The 16,129-nt window shown below is 70.6% G+C and carries 16 protein-coding genes; 9 read left to right on the top strand and 7 right to left on the bottom strand.

Features of this window, described 5'->3' with window-relative positions; all coding sequences use genetic code 11:
- Positions 1-55: 55 nt before the first annotated feature.
- The 5 genes from I4J89_RS50070 to I4J89_RS31800 all read left to right on the top strand — a co-directional run bounded on the left by I4J89_RS50070 (position 56) and on the right by I4J89_RS31800 (position 4,121).
- Positions 56-1,030, top strand: a complete 975-nt coding sequence (locus I4J89_RS50070; RefSeq protein ID WP_230859948.1) for an AraC family transcriptional regulator — start codon at positions 56-58, stop codon at positions 1,028-1,030.
- Positions 1,027-2,028, top strand: coding sequence for a helix-turn-helix transcriptional regulator (locus tag I4J89_RS31815; RefSeq protein WP_196417825.1), 1,002 nt, complete (start codon positions 1,027-1,029; stop codon positions 2,026-2,028). The genes I4J89_RS50070 and I4J89_RS31815 overlap by 4 nt, the downstream gene beginning before the upstream one ends.
- Positions 2,029-2,656: 628 nt before the next feature.
- A complete protein-coding gene (gene erm, locus I4J89_RS31810; RefSeq protein ID WP_196417824.1) occupies positions 2,657-3,487 on the top strand; it encodes a 23S ribosomal RNA methyltransferase Erm in 831 nt (276 codons plus the stop codon).
- Between the two features lie 56 nt (positions 3,488-3,543).
- Positions 3,544-3,924, top strand: coding sequence for a hypothetical protein (locus I4J89_RS31805; RefSeq protein ID WP_196417823.1), 381 nt, complete (start codon positions 3,544-3,546; stop codon positions 3,922-3,924).
- Positions 3,921-4,121, top strand: a complete 201-nt coding sequence (locus I4J89_RS31800; protein WP_196417822.1) for a DUF6186 family protein — start codon at positions 3,921-3,923, stop codon at positions 4,119-4,121. The genes I4J89_RS31805 and I4J89_RS31800 overlap by 4 nt, the downstream gene beginning before the upstream one ends.
- 120 nt (positions 4,122-4,241) lie before the next feature.
- Here I4J89_RS31800 and murJ read toward each other — a convergent pair whose 3' ends face one another.
- The 3 genes from murJ to I4J89_RS31785 all read right to left on the bottom strand — a co-directional run bounded on the left by murJ (position 4,242) and on the right by I4J89_RS31785 (position 7,386).
- A complete protein-coding gene (gene murJ, locus I4J89_RS31795) occupies positions 4,242-5,804 on the bottom strand; it encodes a murein biosynthesis integral membrane protein MurJ (protein ID WP_196417931.1) in 1,563 nt (520 codons plus the stop codon).
- An 85-nt stretch (positions 5,805-5,889) separates the two neighbouring features.
- Positions 5,890-6,261: a hypothetical protein gene (locus tag I4J89_RS31790; protein WP_196417821.1), complete on the bottom strand. Its 372-nt coding sequence runs from the start codon at positions 6,259-6,261 to the stop codon at positions 5,890-5,892.
- 297 nt (positions 6,262-6,558) lie between these two features.
- Positions 6,559-7,386: a peptidoglycan-binding domain-containing protein gene (locus tag I4J89_RS31785; protein WP_196417820.1), complete on the bottom strand. Its 828-nt coding sequence runs from the start codon at positions 7,384-7,386 to the stop codon at positions 6,559-6,561.
- 128 nt (positions 7,387-7,514) lie between these two features.
- On the opposite strand from I4J89_RS31785, the gene I4J89_RS31780 reads away from it, so the two are divergent.
- The gene (locus I4J89_RS31780; RefSeq protein WP_196417819.1) at positions 7,515-8,678 is read left to right on the top strand and encodes a TetR/AcrR family transcriptional regulator; all 1,164 of its coding nucleotides are present in this window, start codon (positions 7,515-7,517) and stop codon (positions 8,676-8,678) included.
- Positions 8,679-8,684: 6 nt separating this feature from the next.
- Here the strand turns inward: I4J89_RS31780 and I4J89_RS31775 are convergent, their stop codons facing one another.
- Both I4J89_RS31775 and I4J89_RS31770 read right to left on the bottom strand, forming a co-directional pair.
- Complete coding sequence (locus I4J89_RS31775; protein ID WP_196417818.1) at positions 8,685-9,899, bottom strand: oxygenase MpaB family protein; 1,215 nt, start codon at positions 9,897-9,899, stop codon at positions 8,685-8,687.
- Between the two features lie 176 nt (positions 9,900-10,075).
- Entirely contained in the window at positions 10,076-10,942 is an 867-nt protein-coding gene (locus tag I4J89_RS31770) for an alpha/beta fold hydrolase (protein WP_196417817.1), read from the bottom strand.
- 99 nt (positions 10,943-11,041) lie between these two features.
- Here I4J89_RS31770 and I4J89_RS31765 point away from each other — a divergent pair, with 99 nt between their 5' ends.
- Positions 11,042-11,566, top strand: a complete 525-nt coding sequence (locus I4J89_RS31765; protein ID WP_196417816.1) for a CGNR zinc finger domain-containing protein — start codon at positions 11,042-11,044, stop codon at positions 11,564-11,566.
- On the opposite strand, the gene I4J89_RS31760 is transcribed toward I4J89_RS31765, so the two are convergent.
- Complete coding sequence (locus I4J89_RS31760; protein ID WP_196417815.1) at positions 11,545-12,588, bottom strand: DUF418 domain-containing protein; 1,044 nt, start codon at positions 12,586-12,588, stop codon at positions 11,545-11,547. The genes I4J89_RS31765 and I4J89_RS31760 overlap by 22 nt on opposite strands.
- Positions 12,589-12,734: 146 nt before the next feature.
- Between I4J89_RS31760 and I4J89_RS31755 the strand changes: the two genes are divergently transcribed.
- Together I4J89_RS31755 and I4J89_RS31750 are read left to right on the top strand one after the other, a co-directional pair.
- Positions 12,735-13,880: a sensor histidine kinase gene (locus I4J89_RS31755; RefSeq protein ID WP_196417814.1), complete on the top strand. Its 1,146-nt coding sequence runs from the start codon at positions 12,735-12,737 to the stop codon at positions 13,878-13,880.
- Entirely contained in the window at positions 13,877-14,518 is a 642-nt protein-coding gene (locus tag I4J89_RS31750; RefSeq protein WP_196417813.1) for a response regulator, read from the top strand. Before I4J89_RS31755 ends, I4J89_RS31750 begins: the two co-directional genes overlap by 4 nt.
- A gap of 39 nt (positions 14,519-14,557) precedes the next feature.
- Here the strand turns inward: I4J89_RS31750 and I4J89_RS31745 are convergent, their stop codons facing one another.
- Positions 14,558-16,126: a pectate lyase family protein gene (locus I4J89_RS31745; RefSeq protein WP_196417812.1), complete on the bottom strand. Its 1,569-nt coding sequence runs from the start codon at positions 16,124-16,126 to the stop codon at positions 14,558-14,560.
- Between the last annotated feature and the right edge of the window lie 3 nt (positions 16,127-16,129).

Below are 16,129 nucleotides of genomic sequence, written 5' to 3'. Positions count from 1 at the left end.
TGCGCAATGGCACACAGTGGTGTGTGGGGGACAGTGGCGGCAAGGAAGGATCGCCATGACCGGACCCGCAGCCGGGCAGCCGGTGCAGCACGCCGTGGTGGAAACTCACGACCTTGCGGCGGCGCATGAATTCCTCAGCCGCGCCTACGCCGATCATCGGCTGACCCTGCGACAACCACCGAGCGGTTTCGTCTTCCGGTCCTCCTCGGTGACTACCGAAACCGTGGCGCTCGACCGCATGACCTACGGCGGGTGGGCGAAGATCGTGACGGACCCGGTCGACGAGGTCATCGTGTCGACGCTGCTCAGCGGCGGACTCAGCGTCGGTCCCGCTCAGCGGGACCAGCTCGCCGGCGGCGACGCCGCGTTGATGCCGCTGCACCAGCCCATCCACATGGAGTGGAATCACTTCACGGTGCAAGCGGTGAAGATTCCATTCTCCGCGGTGACCCGCGTCGCCCGCCGGCTCGGCGTCAAGCCGGCGAACCTGCGTTTCGACGGGGTGACCGCGGTGTCGGCGGCGATGGGCCAGCACTGGCTGCACACCTTGTCCTATCTGAGCCGGATGTGCGCCGGGCCCGGTCCCGCGATCGGACATCCGCTACTGCGTGCGGCCGCGGTGGACACCGCGGCGGCGGCGGTGCTGGCCGTATTCCCGAACACCACGATGACCCTCGACTACACCCCCGGACCCGGCCGCGTCCCTCCGGCCACGGTACGCCGGGCAGTGGCCTACATCGACGCGCACGCCGACCAGCCGATCACCATCGAGGACATCGCCACAGCCGCCGGCGTCAGCGTCCGCGGGCTACAAGCCGCGTTCACCCGCCACGGCGACACCACCCCCACCGGCTACCTGCGCCGCGCCCGCCTGCACGGCGCCCATCGCGACCTGCAATCCGGCGATCCCACCCGCGGCGACACCGTCGCCGCCATCGCCCGCCGCTGGGGCTACGCCAACCCCGGCCGGTTCGCCGTCGACTACCGCACCGCCTACGGCCAGCCACCCCACCACACCTTGCGTACTTGAACACCGACGCCACGAAGGGAACCGCGATGGTGACCAGCACTGTCCCGAACACCACAGCCTTCGTCTCCACCGACGCGGACACCATCAGCGGCTACCTCAGCGACGCCTACGGTGCCGGCATGCGCGTAAGCAGCAGCGACCACAACCCCCAACTGCGCCACCGGCGCACCCACGCCCCCGGATTCCACCTGGAAACCATCGCCCAGTCCGCCACCCTGGACTTCGACGGCGAACCACTGCCCACCCTCGTGATAGTCACCACCAACACCGCCCGCCTGCAGCGCACCAGCGGCGACAGCGACCGCCGCTACCGGCCCGGCGACGTCTGCCTGGGCGCCTACCCCGGCCGGCCCTTCACCTGCACCTGGTCACCCGGCGAGCTCACCACCTGTGTCCTGGACCTCGCCGTGCTGGACCGCATCGCCGCCCCCGCGCCGGCCTGGCAACCCACACCGGTCCGCTTCACCAGCCTCGACCCTCACTCCGCGACCGCCGCCGCACACTGGCGGCACACCCACGCCTACGTCACGGACCTGCTCGACAACCCCGAAGCCGCCGGATCGCCGCTGCTGATCGCCAACGCCACCCACCTGCTCGCCACTGCCGCGCTGGCCACCTTCGCCAACACCGCCCTGACCGACCCCACCATCGAGGACCGCCGCGACGCCACCCCCACCACCCTGCGCCGTGCCCTCGCGTACATCGACGACAACGCCGACCAGACCATCACCGTCGCCGACATCGCCGCCGCCGCCCGGGTCAGCATCCGCGCCCTGCAGCTGGCGTTCCGCCGCTACCGCGACACCACCCCGATGGCACATCTGCACCGGGTCCGCCTACAGCACGCCGACCACATGCTCGCCACCGCCGACCCCAGCACCACCACCGTGGCCGCCGTCGCCGCCCGCTGGGGCTTCACCAACCCCCGCCTGTTCGCCGCCCACTACCGCAACGCCTACGGCGTACCGCCCAGCCATACGCTGCACAAACACTCCTGACCGGCACCACACCACCAGCGCACCCCGCGCCCTCACCAGGACCAGGCAGCCATCGCCCACCTCGGCGGTGGAATGAATCAAGAACCAGTCACCGAAACGGCACGTCCGCCCTGACGGTGAAGTAGCACCTTCGCACCCGCGTCACGGTGACGCCGAAACGAACGCACCAGATCCCAACATCAGAACACCGATCTCCCGGCCGGCGGAAATAGGTTCAGGAACAGGCTCCAACCGGCGTCCTGCCGAAGCCGACCCGTGCCCGCCCTCCCCGCGCGAGTCAGGCATTACGTCCCGCACGGGTCGGCTTCGGCGGGACGCCGGTTACGCGTACCCCGATCCGGGTCTTGCCCGGCCCAACGTGCGTGCTGTCTGGCGGCCGTTGAGACAGCAGTGAGCGTGGGCCAAGCAAGATCACGCTTGGGGACGGAAGCTCTCTGGAAATCCGGTTGTCCCGCCGGACAGGCGCCCATAGAGTCGCGGCCATGTGCGCTTCCCGCTTCGCCACTGTGTTCACTCGGATCCGCCACAGCCGGGCTCTGGCCCGCTAGCGGACGCCGCAACGCGCGTCCGCAGGCGCGCCCGGGGCCCTTCGAGACCTTTCTTCTCGAGGATCCGAAAGGGCAGTGCTGTGGCGCAAAACTTCGCGCACGGAAACTATTCACACAGTCAGCGCAAGGTCAAGAACACCGGCGGCGGTGCACCGCGCCGGCCGGATGACCGGCTCCGGCGTACGCTCTCGCAGAACTTCCTGGTCGACGGGCATGCCGTCGAGCTGCTGGTCAAGACCGCCGATCCGGTGGGGCTCGTGCTGGAGCCCGGCGCGGGTCAGGGCGCGGTCACGCTGGCGCTGGCCGAGGCGGGGGCGCGGGTCGTCGGCTACGAGCTCGATCCGCGGCTGGCGAGCATGCTGGCCGCGCGCACGCGGAGACATCCCAGGATCAAGGTGGTCAGGGACGACTTCACCGCGGCGCGGGCGCCCCGGGAGCCGTTCGCGGTGGTGGGCAACATTCCGTACTCGATCACGTCGGAGATTGTGGACTGGTGCCTGCGTGCTCCGGCCCTGACCTCGGCGACGCTGCTCACACAGCGGGAGTATGCGCGCAAGCGCACCGGCGACTGCGGCCGCTGGAGTCTGGTCACGGTGGAGTCGTGGCCGTGGTTCTCCTGGCGGCTGGGCGGCACGGTCGACCGGGTGAGTTTCCGACCCGTTCCGTCCGTCGACTCGGCGATTCTGCGCATCGATCGACGGCCCCAGCCGTTGGTGGAGGAGTTCGCGGGCTGGCAGGAGCTGGTGGAGCTGGGCTTCGGCGGTGTCGGTGGTTCGCTCGGGGCCTCTCTCGCGACCCGGTATGACGGGGTCGGTCGAGCGCTGGCCGCGGCGGGCATCGCGTCGGACGCTCTGGTCGGGCACGTCCACCCCGACCAGTGGATCACGCTGTGGGAACGGTTGCATCGCTGATGTTCAGGCCGGCCCCCGTCTGCGATAACGGGGGCCGGCACGGCGACAATGCCGGGATGGATCCGGTACGTCACTCCGTGCGCCGCCGTGCCGCGGTCACCGCTGCCGTCGTCGCCTATGCGCTGACGGCAGCCATCTGCCGGCCGTTGACCTGGCCCGCCCTCGGCGCCGTCCTGATCGCCGGAGTACCGCTGTGCTGGATCGGTGTGCGCCGCCGCCCGCGCCGCGCGGAGCCGGTCGGTGCTCGTTCCGCGGCCGTCTGGCTCGGTGTGGCCGGCCTGGCCGCGGCCTTCGAGCTCAGCGTCTGGCTGGGACCGGACGACGCCGCACACCCGACGCTCAGTACGCTCGCCGATCCCCTGCTGAGCACCTATCCCGGCCGGGTGGTCGGCTACCTGCTCTGGGTCAGCGCCGGCCTGTGGCTGGTGAGCCGATGACACCTCGCGCCGCCATCATCGCCGGCTTCGCCGCGATCCTCGCGCTGGTGATCGCGACCGACCGGTTCGCCCGGAGAACCGGATCCGGCGTACGGCCACTGCCGGCCACGCTGACCGCGGCACTGCGCTCACCCGTCGTACGCGTACTGATCTTCGGTTTCTGGCTCTGGCTCGGCTGGCACTTCCTGGCCAGGTAGCGCGGCACCCGGAACGCTCCACCTGCCACCTCGCGCGAGGCCCCGGGTGCGGTCGCCGCCGCACCGAAACGACGGCGACAGCCGCAGAGATTCGTCCTGTTCCATGCGACGACCCTATGGTCACCAGGTGCGGATGCCGGGGAGCGCCGCGTTCAGCAGGTGCCGCAACTCGGCCAGATGCAGCAGCCGGCCCGCGGCGAGATAGCCCACGCCACCGGCGAGCGCGGCGGCGACACCGGTGATCAGCGCGCCCCGCCAGGCCGGCGAATCCGCCGCCGGGGCCAGCATCCAGATGGCGAGCCAGGCGCACAGGGCGCCGCTGAGCGTGGCGATGAAAACCCGGACATGGGTACGGGCCAGACGCTTGCCGTCGATGTAGCCGAGACGCCGGCGCAGCACCACGGCGGTCAGGCCCAGTCCGGTGGTGTAGGCCACGGCGTAGGCGATCGGGATCCCGATGACGATGTCCTCGGCCGGCAGCAGCCACCCGGCCACGGCGCAGCCCGCCACCCCGACGCCGGCGACCACCGCGGTGATCAGCGCGGAGGTCCTGGTGTCCTGGAGGGCGTACAGACCCCGCTGCAGGATCATGTAGCTGGTGAACGGCACCAGCGCCAGGCCGTAGGCGGCGAGCACCAGGCCGAGTACCCGTACGGTCGCGGCGCTGCTGTTGCCGTGGTCGAACAACACGATCGCGATCCGCGGGCCGAGCAGGACGAACGCGGCTGCGATCGGCGCCATGACGACCAGCGCGGTGCGGACCGCCCGCGACAATCCGGTCACGACCCGCTGGTGTTCGCCGCGTGCCGCGTACTGGCTCAGCCGGGGCAGCATCGCCGTCATGACCGAGACGGCGATGACGGCGAACGGTACGTGGTAGATCGCGTTCGCGTTCTGGTAGGCGGTGATACCGCCCGGCCCGCTCCACGACGCCGCCCTGGTCGCCGCAGCGACCAGAATCTGCGTGGTGACCACGGACAGCAGCACCCAGACGCCGAGCCGGCCGATCCGCCGGATCGCGATGCCCCGCGGATCCGGGTGCAGGCGGATCGGGAACCCGGCTCGGCGCAGAGCCCACACCACCAGCGCCATCTGAGCGAGGACTCCGCCCGTGGTGCCCAGCGACAGCAGCAACAGGTGATCCGTGTCCAGGGTGGTCGTGGTACTGCCGCCGACGGCCGCATAGGTCAGCCCGACCGCGATCACGATGATGCTGTTGCACAGCGGCGCCCACGCCGGTGCTCCGAAGCGCCCGCGAATGTTCAGGATCGCGGCCGCGGTGGCGCTGATGCCGTAGAACAGGATCTGCGGGAAGAAGTACCGGCTGAACACGATCGCCAGGCCGCGTTGTTCGGTGGTGAAGCCGGGCGCGTACAGGTCGATCAGCAGCGGCGCGGCGGCGATCGCCAGCACGGTGATGACGCTGAGGACGTAGATGATCAGGGAGAGCAGCCGCTGCGCGTACAGCACACCGCCGTCGGGCTCGTTCAGCGCCGCCCGGGTCAGCAGCGGCACCACGATGCTGGCCATCGTCCCGCCGACGATCAGCTCGTAGACGGCGTTCGGCAGGGTGTTGGCGATGTTGTAGGTGTCGAGCAGGCGGGTGCCCAGCCCCAGCGCCGCGGCGAGCACCACGATGCGTACGAACCCGGCTGCCCGTGAGGCCAGCGTGGCGACGGCCAGGTTCCGCCCGGCCTGCCTGATCGAAGATCCATTCGTCACGGCGACCTGTCTACCCGCCGGACGCGGAAACCTGAAGGACGCGGGGTCAGCGCCGGGACTTCGCCGTGATGCCGGCCGCCGCGTCCAGTTCCTGCAGCAGGTCGTGCGCGGCCAGTTCGACGTCCTTGTGGCGCCACTCCGACGCCCGGTAGACGCAGGCGATCAGGCCGGCCCGGTGCAGCCGGCGGAAGTCGCCGTAGACGAAGGCGTACCGGGCTTTGGTCTCGTCGGTGGCGCCGTCGGTGAGCGCGAGGTGCCATTCGGCGTACTCGTCCCAGGAGTGGCTGCCGAGATAGGTGTTCTCGGCGTCGGCTCGCGGCTGGACGCTGCCCCAGTCGCTGTCCAGCACGTACTGCCTGGCCTTGATGAGTTCCCGCGCCCGCCGCACCGCGGCGTCGTTGACCGCGTATTTCGCCATGGGCTGGGGGATACCCCCACCCGGCCCCGGCCCAATCCTGATCCTTCCGGCGATGATGCCCGGGCACCCGGCTCGACTGTGGACGGTGGTTCCGGCCGGAGGCGTGGGCACAGGTGGCCGAGGTGTACCGCCGGCAGGGCGTCACCATGAAGGTCCGTTCCAAGGCCGAGATCGAGCGTTTCTTCACCGGCCTGGCGGCCCGAGCTGGGCGAGCCCACCGATCAGCAGCCGCCGTCGGACGCTCAGGTCTCGGTCTACGGCGCGGTGGCCCGCAAGCCGTGAACCCGCGCCGGGCTGCTACCCGCGGTTGTGCCTCTCCCACCAGGTAAAGGCCGTCCGGTACGCCGCCGGCGTGTCGTCCGCGGCGTGGTTGGCCAGGCCGTTCCTGCCCACGTAGTAGTCGTGGACCTGATCGGCGGCGGGCGTCGACAGGTCCGGGTCGAGCACCGCGACGGCGTGGATGTGGTACGGCCACGATCCCTGCGACGGCGTCCGCAACCAGGCGGCGAACCCGACCGTGCGCAGCGCGCGGACCGTCTCCCAGCGCTGTGTCGTGGTCAGGCCGCCGACCGCGAGGTCGGCCGCTCCCCCACCGTCGTGCGTGCCGGCCGACGTCGGGTCCGACGTGCTGTACGACCCCTGGTCCAGAGTCAGGCTCCACCCCAGCGTGGCGTCGGCCGCCGCCAGCATGTCCCGGGTCCGGGTGTTGACCTGCTTGCCACCGTACGTGCTGGTCGGCGAGCCGGCGGAGACGGTCCGGGTCACGGTGAACCGGCCCTCGCCGAGGCGGGCCAGCGAGGTGGCGCCCGGACGGCCGTTCGCGTCGGCTCCCGAGTAGCCGAGGGAACGTTGCCAGGCCGCGTAGGCCGCGATGGTGGACGTCCCGAAGTGCCCGTCCACGGCCGAGGCGGCGAGCAGGCCCTTCGCGTTCAGGGCCCGTTCCACCTCGAGCACGTGTGCGCCCGCGCCGGTGGTGACGCCGGTGCCGGTCTTGGGCGGGTCCACCTGGGCGGCCAGCAAGACCATCTCCATGTCGACGGCGGGCAGGGCCGCGGCCGGCAGTGCCGGGGCGAGCCCGGCCAGGATCGTGCCGCCACCAACCGCCAGTAACGATCTGCGCTTCATGATTCGGAGGAAATCAGCTGTCCGTCGCGGCGGACAGGTGTCGAAACGGCCACCATCTCCTCCCCTGCGCGCTGTGATTGACTAGCACGCATGGTCTTGTGTCCGCCCGCGTCGGCTCGAGTGATCCGGTGACTGCTGGGCCGGCCGCGGCCACCCGGCCGCACAACCGCAAGCAGCTCATCGTCGAGGCGGCCGGCCAGGTGTTCAGCGAGCGGGGCTACCACGCGGCGTCGATGGAGGAGATCGCCGCCGGCGTGGGCATCAGCGCGGCCGCGCTGTACCGGCACTTCCCGAACAAGTACGCGCTGTTCGCCGAGTGCGCGAACGTCATGGTGGACCGGCTCGTCGCGGCGCTCGACGAGTCACCGCCCGAGGCGCCGCTGAAGGACGTGCTCGCCGCCGTCACCCGGGTCACGGTGTCCCACCGCGCGTCCGGTGGCCTGTACCGGTGGGAGGCCCGCTACCTGGAGCGCGACGACCGCCGGCTGCTCCGGACCAAGTTCGCGCACGTGGTGGGCCGGGTGACCGAGATGGTACGGCGTGAGTATCCGCTGCCCGACGAGCGCCTGCGGGCGGTGGCGGCTCTCGGCGCGATCGGGTCGATCACGATGCATCACACCTCGATCGCGCAGCGCCGGATCGAGGACCTGTTGCTGGCCTCCGCCATGCACGTGGCCGCCACCGATCCGGCGGCGGCCGAGGGCAGCTCACGCCTGGTCGAACTGCCCGCGCAGCCGGTGCCCCGCACCCGGCGCGCGGAGATCCTGGCGGCGGCGATCCCGCTGTTCGCCCGGGACGGGTTCGCCAACGTCACGAACGTACAGATCGCTCAGGTGGTGGGGCTCGCCCCGTCGGCGATCTATCGCCACTACCCCGGCAAGGTCGACATCCTGGTGGCCGCGTGCCTGCAGGCGGCGGGGCTGCTGGCACAGGCGGTGGACCGCAGCCTGCACCAGGCGACCGACCCGCGTCAGGCCGTGGGCGCGCTGGCCGCGGCGTACGTGGCCTACCAGTTCGAGCACAACGCGCTCAACAGCGTGGCGGAAGCGGAGATCGCCGGCCTGCCGGCTGACCTGCAGCGGCCCTTGATCCTCGCGCAGCGGGAGCACATCGCGGTCTGGGAGCAGCAGTTGCGCGGTGCCCGCCCGGAGCTGGACCCGCGCCAGGCCCGGCTGCTGGTGCACGCCGGGTTCGGCGTGGCGGTCGAGGCCGGGCGTGCCCTGCGCTGGCAGGACGCACCCGGCCACCGGGACGCCGTCACCGCCCTGGTCACCGGCGCCCTGATGTGGTGAGCCGGCTCAGGTGCCGGGCCGGTTCCCGGTCGGGATGGTGATCGGGGTGTAGGTCGCCGAGGTGCCGTTGTTGAGGAACAGCATCGCGAGACCGCGTACGAACCGGTCGAACATCGAGAAGCCGGTCGGCATGATCGGCGACAGTCCCTCGCGGAACGCGACGTACGCCGGCCATCCGACCTCGATGAGTGTGCGTGCCGCGTAGTCGCGCGGCAGCTTCAGCCAGTCGCCGACCTTGTCGCTGAGCAGGTAGCGCGCGAACTCGCGCTGGAAGCCCTTGGTGACGCCCAGGTCGATCTGCGACGTCAGCCCGAGCAGGATGTCGGCCAGGTCGATGCCCTCCGGCGTCGGCGCCATGATCGGCGTCAGCGCGTAGGCCGACTGCTGTTTCGCGGCGGCCCAGCTGGCCGGGATGAAGTCGTCGCGCACGCCGAGCAGGTGCAGCGCGACCTGCCACATGTGCAGGAAGGCGTCCTCCTCCGCGGCCGACATCCGGATGCCCCAGGACTTCAGCTTGCCGTGCACGAAGGTGCCGAGGCTGTGGAAGGTGATCAGGATGTCCCCGTTGCTGATCGGGATGAAGTCCTGGTCGTCGGTGACCGCCCGCCACTTCGCCGACTGCGGCAGCAGGTGCCGCACCGCGGCGTGGGTCAGGCGCGTCTTGTTGGAGGTGACCACGAAGTGGCCGGAGGGCTGGAACGCGTCGATCGCGCTCAGGTCGTAGCCGTACGTGAAGGTCTTGGCCGCGCGCGCCTTCATGTCGGCGCCGCCCTCCGACCAGTAGACGTTGCGGGCCTCGCGCGGGATCACGGTGCTCATGATCCCGCTGCCCAGGCCGTAGAGCAGGAACAGGTACATGCTCATCCGCTTGTTGAACTGGGCGGCGCGGTTCAGCTTGGTCTGGTCGGCCCATGACGGCAGCCTGTTGTGCTGCTGGAGGTAGGTGGTGAGCCCGGCGGGGATGCCGCTGGGCAGCGCGTCGCCGTTGTTGACCCACTTGTCGAACGCGGTGTTGACGGCCGGAATCTGACCGTCGCGCAGGAGCGAGGCGACGAGCGGGTCGGTGGCGTCGTCCCAGACACCCCACGGATCGGTGATCGTGTCGGTCCCGGCGATCGAGCCGGCGGACGACCACGCCCACGCCGTGGACGGGGTCGCCGCGCCCACCAGCCCCAGCCCGGCGCCCAGGGTAAGGACGCGTCTTCTGCTGAGATTTTCCATTCGCTTACCTACCTTCTGGCGGCCAGACGTCGCCTTGAACACCGGTTCTAGGAGGCGATACGAGCAGGTTTCGATGTCAATCGATGTGTGATTTTCCATTAACATAGCCGTGCTCGGCGCAGACGGCAAGGCTCCAGTGAGTGCGGGCTCCCAGCATGTCGACCGCGGCACGGACGCTACGAAACGCGGCGGCCGAGGAAGTCGCGGATCAGGGCGGCGATCTCGTCGCCGTGCGTCTCCAGGGCGAAGTGTCCGGCGTCCAGCAGGTGTAGCTCGGCGTCGGGCACGTCACGCAGGTACGCGCGGGCGCCGTCGGCACCGAAGATCTCGTCGTGCTCGCCCCAGGCGATCAGCGTCGGCGGGCGGTGGGTACGCAGGTAGTCCTGGAAGGCAGGGTAGGCGTCCAGGTTGAACTGGTAGTCGTAGAACAGCTGTAGCTGGATCTCCTTGTTGCCGGGCCGGTCGAGCAGAGCCTGGTCGAGGGTCCAGGTGTCGGGGGTGAGCCGGTCGAGCCGGCCGGCCGGGACGCCGTGGGTGTACTGCCATCGCGTCGCCTCGGGTTCGAGGAGTCCGCGGACCTCGGCCTCGTTGCCGGCGCGGTCCTTGGCGTGGGCGAACAGCAGGTCCCAGAACGGGGTGAACCCGTCGGTGTAGGCGTTGCCCGACTGCACGATCAGCGCGGTGACCCGCTCGGGGTGCCGGGCGGCGATACGCAGCCCGATGGGTGCGCCGTAGTCCTGGATGTAGAGCGCGAACCGGTCCACGCTCAACTGGTCGAGCAGCCCCTGGGTGATCGCGGTGAGGCTGTCGAACGAGTAGCCGAAGTCGGTGACCGCGGGGGCGTCGGAGTAACCGAAGCCGAGGTGGTCGGGCGCGATCAGGTGGTAGGAGTCGGCGAGGTCGGCGATGAGCCGGCGGAACATGTGCGACGACGTGGGGAATCCGTGGAGCAGCACCAGCGTCGGCGCGTCCGGGTTGCCGGCCTCCCGGTAGAAGACGGTACGGCCGTCGACGGTGGCGGTGCGGAATGCGGTGGTGGTCACGGTGAAGCCTATCTAACCACTGAACGAGCTTTGAACGGTTAGAGCTTCCGCCGACTCCCTCTTACCTGTCAAGGCCCCATAGCCGGTAAGATTCGTGGCATGGTGCAGCGACCACTGGTCGGGGAGCCGCTAGCCCTGGACCTGGTGAACACGCAATGGATCGACCGGGGAGACCCGGTCGACCTGTTCGAGACCCCGGACGGCATGGCCACCTGGCTGGCCGAACACCGGCTCTCAGGTGATCTCCCCGCTGCTCAGGCGCCGCTACGGCAAGCCCGGGCAGCACTACGCCGGGTCCTGGAGGACCCCGGCGAGACCGCCGAACACGACATCAACGAGGTCCTGTCGCACGGCACGGTGCGGTACGCGCTGCACGGCACCGCGGTGCGCGAGCAGTACCACGTCGACGCCGGCTGGGCGCCCGCCTGGCAGGCCGTCAAGAACTACCTGGAGCTGCTGAACCAGCAACCCACCCGGATCCGGCGCTGCGCGCACCCGGCCTGCGTCCTCTACTTCTTCGACACCTCACGCAACGGAACCCGGCGCTGGTGCTCGATGGACGGCTGCGGCAGCCGCACCAAGGCCGCGCGCCACTACCAGCGTCACCGCACACCTTCCACCTGACCGGCCGGCAGCCGGATCGGCGCGAGCCGCCACCAGGTCAGGCAGCGCCAGGCCCACTCCGCCGGGCCGTACCGGAACCGGCGCAGCCACACCACGCTCCACACCGCCTGAACCACGATGATGCCGATGGTCAGGCCGACGATCGCGGGCAGGTCGCCGGTGCTGTCGATGCCGAGCAGCGGACCGGCGACGAGGAACAGCGCGGTCGCGGTGAGGTAGTTGGTCAGCGCCATCCGGCCCATCGGCGACAGCACCGCGGACAGCACCGGACCGAGCGGTGTGTTCAGCAGCAGGAGCAGTCCGCAGCAGTAGGCCAGCCCGGTGACGATCCCGGCGAGCGGATCGAGCAGGCTCACCCCGCCGCCCGGCCCGCCGAGCACGTTGACGAACGGCAGATCGACGTCGCGCACCGCCAGGACGATCCACACCGCCGTCAGCGTGGCGAACACGGCGAACGCGATCGCCACCCGGCCGGAGCGCCGTTCGAGCGCGGCCGGCACGTCCAGCATGGCCAGGGCGTACCCGAGAGCGAGCAGCCCGGGAATCGGCCCGTATCCGACGACCAGCTGAGCACCGGCGAACAGCAGGACCAGCGCAACGACGAGGGCGGCGCGGCCGCCGAGAAAACTCAACGGCAACAGCACGATCAAACCCGCCATCGCGTACGCGGTAAGCGCCTCCCCCGGATGAAAGAGGAAGTGGACCGCACCGATGACCAGCAGGACGACCAGCCGGCGGGCGAGCACGAGGCGGGGCCGTTCGGTGCGCAGCGCCGCCCGCCGCAGGAAGATGCCGAAGCCGATGCCGAACAGGATCGAGAAGACCGGATAGAACCGCTCGTAGAACAGCAGTTGCACGGCGGCCGGCATTCGCGTGGCCGTGCCGGACGCCGCGCCGCGGAACACGACCTGCTGGTAGATGTTGATGATCAGAATGCCGCAGAGGGCGAAGCCGCGCAGCGTGTCGAGCGCGTGGATACGCGGCCCGGCGGTGGACACGTCCTGCGGCGCCGGTCGAGTCATCCTCCGATTCCAGCGCGCGTCGCGCGTACCCGGTCAGGGGTGAAGGTCGCGACCGCGACCTACTTTCGTCGCATGCCCATGGTCGGATCGCCGCGACCGCGCCCGCACGCCGAGCCGCACCTCGATGCCTCGGTTACGCTCCAGCCATGGACCGCAGCCGGTCGCTTCCGGTCGCCGTGGACGTGGTCATCGCCGGCGTCGCCGCACTGGTCGGCAGCGCGCTGGAGGTCGCCGACCCGGACCTCGCCACCAAGCACCTCGCGGCGCCGACCTGGATCTACGTGGCCGCCCAGGTGACCGCCGCCGCGATGCTGCTGGCCCGCCGCCGGCACCCGTACACGGCGACGCTGGCGATCGCCGCGATCAGCCTGTTCGCGCCGGCCTGGGCCGCCGTGCCCGCGCCGTACGCCGTCACCGCCTACGGCACCGGCCGCAGATGGCGGCAGTGGGCCACGGTCGGGGTTCTGGCCGTGGCGTTCCTGGTCGGGGCACAGGCGTGGGCGATCGACGACCCGTTCACCGCGCCGGCCGTCATCCTGTGCTCGGCGCTGCTCGGCATGTACTTCCGGGCCCGCCGCAGCCTGGTCGCGGAACTGACCGACCGGGCGGAACGGGCCGAACGGGAACGGCTGCTGCTCGCCGAACGGGCCCGGGCCGACGAGCGGATCCGGCTGGCCGGCGAGATGCACGACGTGGTCACCCACCGCATCAACCTGATGGTCCTGCAGGCCGGGGCACTGCGGATCAGCACCACCGATCCGGCCGCCCGGGTGGCGGCCGAGGAACTGCGGGTGGCCGGATGCCAGGCCCTCGCCGAGCTGCGTGACCTGGTCGGGGTGCTGCGCCACGGGGACCGGAGGCCGGCGAGCACCGCCGATCTGGCCGGTGAGCCGGCGCTGACCTCGCTGGTGGACGACTCCCGCGCGGCCGGCCTGCCGGTACGGCTCACGGAAGAGGGCGACCCCGCCCCGGTCGCGCCGGCCGTACGGCGCACCCTGTTCCGCGTGGTGCAGGAGTCGCTGACCAACGTGCACAAGCACGCGCCGGGAGCCGACGCCACGGTCGCGGTCCACTACGGCGAGCAGCGGGTACGCGCCACGATCTCCAACACTCCCCCGCGCCGCCGGCCGGACACCGACCTGACGGCGGCCGGTGGCGGCAGCGGCCTGGACGGGCTGCGGCACCGGGTGGAGGTGGTCGGCGGGACGCTCAGCGCCGGAGCCGCGCCGGACGGCGGATTCACGGTACGGGCCACCCTGCCGGTCTATATGCCGACGGCGGCGCCGCGATGATCCGGGTCCTGGTCGTCGACGACGAGCGGATGGTGTGCGCACACCTGCGCACGATCCTCTCGGCCACGGCTGAGCTGGAGGTGGTCGGCGAGGCGTACGACGGCGCAGAGGCGGTGGAGGCCGCGGTCCGGCTGCGGCCCGACGTGGTGCTGATGGACCTGCGGATGCCGGGTGTGGACGGGCTGACCGCGATCGAACGCATCGTGACGCTGCCGGCGCCGCCGAGGATCGTCGCCCTCACCACGTTCGACCTGGACGAGTACGTGCTGCGGGCACTACGGGCCGGCGCGGTCGGTTTCCTGCTGAAGTGCACCGCGCCGGACGACCTCGTCGACCTGGTACGCGTGGCCGCGGCCGGGCACACCGTGCTGTCGCCGGCGGCGGCCCAGCGGCTGATCAGCAACACCGCCGACCGGCAACGCGCCCGCGATCTGCTCGGCTCGCTCACCGACCGGGAGGGCGAGGTGCTCGCCGGCCTCATCGCCGGCCGGTCGAACCAGCAGATCGCGCGGCGCCTGCACCTGTCCGAGGCGACGGTGAAGGGCTACGTCTCCCGGCTGCTCGTCAAGCTGGGGTGCGACAACCGTACCGAGGCCGCTCTGCTGGGCCATCGGGCCGGCCTGCGACCCCGCGACTGACGTCGGCCGGACCGGAGAGCCCCGGCCCGGCCGGTGTGGTCAGGAGGCGTAGGTCTCGAATTCGGCGATCTTCGGCGTACCCGAAGAGCTGGTGATCTTGAAGGTGATCTTGGTGAGAGCGGTGGCCGGGAAGCTGATGGCGCCCGCGCCGGTGCCGGACTTCAAGACCGCGCCGGTGGTGCCGTTGAGGACCTGGTAGGAGCCGACGGACGAGCCGGAGGCCTCCCGGATGTCGATCCTGGAGACGGTGGTGGCGGCGCTCCACTTGATCGAGATGTCCCCGGTGGCGCCGTTCGGCGACCAGAAGGTGCTCAGGTTGCCGTCCTTGACGTTGCCGTAGCTGGTCCCGCTGGCCTTGCTGGAGCCGTCGGTGCCGGCGCCGATGCTGAGGTTGGTGCCGGCGGGCCGGCTCGGAGCGGTGGTCGGTGCCGCCGTGGGGCTGGCGGTCGGCGTCGTGGGGTTCGCCGTCGGGGTGGTCGGGTTCACGGTCGGGGTCGACGTCGCCTTGCAGCTGCCGTCGGACACCCGCAGGCCGGTTCCGGCGCCGGCGGTCTGCGCCACGACCGCCGGCACGCAGGCGGCGTTGTCCGGGCTGAACGCGTACGGAACGGTCACGCTCGTGTTGGACACCGGGTTCGGCCCGGCCGGGTTGTTGTCCGTGCCCTTGGCCGACCACGTCACGTTGTCGAAGACGTTGCCGCTGACCTGCCAGAAGCCGGCCTGGTCGGTGTAGAACGTGCCGAGCACGTCCTTCGAGTCCTCGAAGTAGTTGTTGTCCACCTTGGCCTTGGCACCGGCCCGCGAATTGATGCCCGACTCGTTGAGGCGCACGTAGTGGTTGTTGTAGATGTGCGCCACACCGCCACGCAGCAGCGGGGTACGCGAGTCGATGTTCTCGTACTTGTTGTGGTGGTACGTGATGAAGCTGTTCCCGGTGTCGGTCTCACTGGATCCGACCAGGCCACCACGGCCGGAGTTGCGCAGGACGCTGTAGGACAGGGTCACGTACTCGACGTCGTCCTTCATGTCGAACAGCCCGTCGAAGCCCTCCGACTCGCCGCCCGAGGCCTCCAGGGTGACGTGGTCCACCCAGACGTTGCGGACCGTGCTCTCCATGCCGATCGCGTCGCCGCCGTTGGAGGTCGGCGAGCCGGACTTCTTGACGTTCCGGACGGTCACGTTCTGGATGATGATGTTGCTGGAGTCCCGGATGTGGATGCCCAGCTGGTCGAAGACCGCGCCGCCACCGACACCCACGATCGTCACGTTCTTGATGCCCTTGAGCTCGATCAGGCCGGCGGCGGTGTTGCAGCTGCCGCCGGAGACCTTGGCGGTGTTGCCGTGGTTGATCGTGCCCTGCACCTCGATGGTGATCGGGGTGTCGGTGGCCGCCCGGCCGCACAGGGCCGCGTGGATCTCGGTGCCGGTGGTGGCCCGGACCGTCGCACCGCCGGCGCCGCCCGTCGTGCCGCCGTTCGCGCTCGCGAAGCCGGTGGCCGGGCTGACCGCGGCCGACGCGTCGTGCTGGGGCAGGCCGAAGGCGATCGCCCCGGCCACGCCCGCCACACCAGCCACCGCGGAGAGTCGCAGTGCGACTGATCGTCTCATCTA

Source organism: Actinoplanes aureus, assembly GCF_015704865.1.
Lineage (GTDB): Bacteria > Actinomycetota > Actinomycetes > Mycobacteriales > Micromonosporaceae > Actinoplanes > Actinoplanes aureus.
This window is presented reverse-complemented; position numbering and strand designations above follow the sequence as displayed.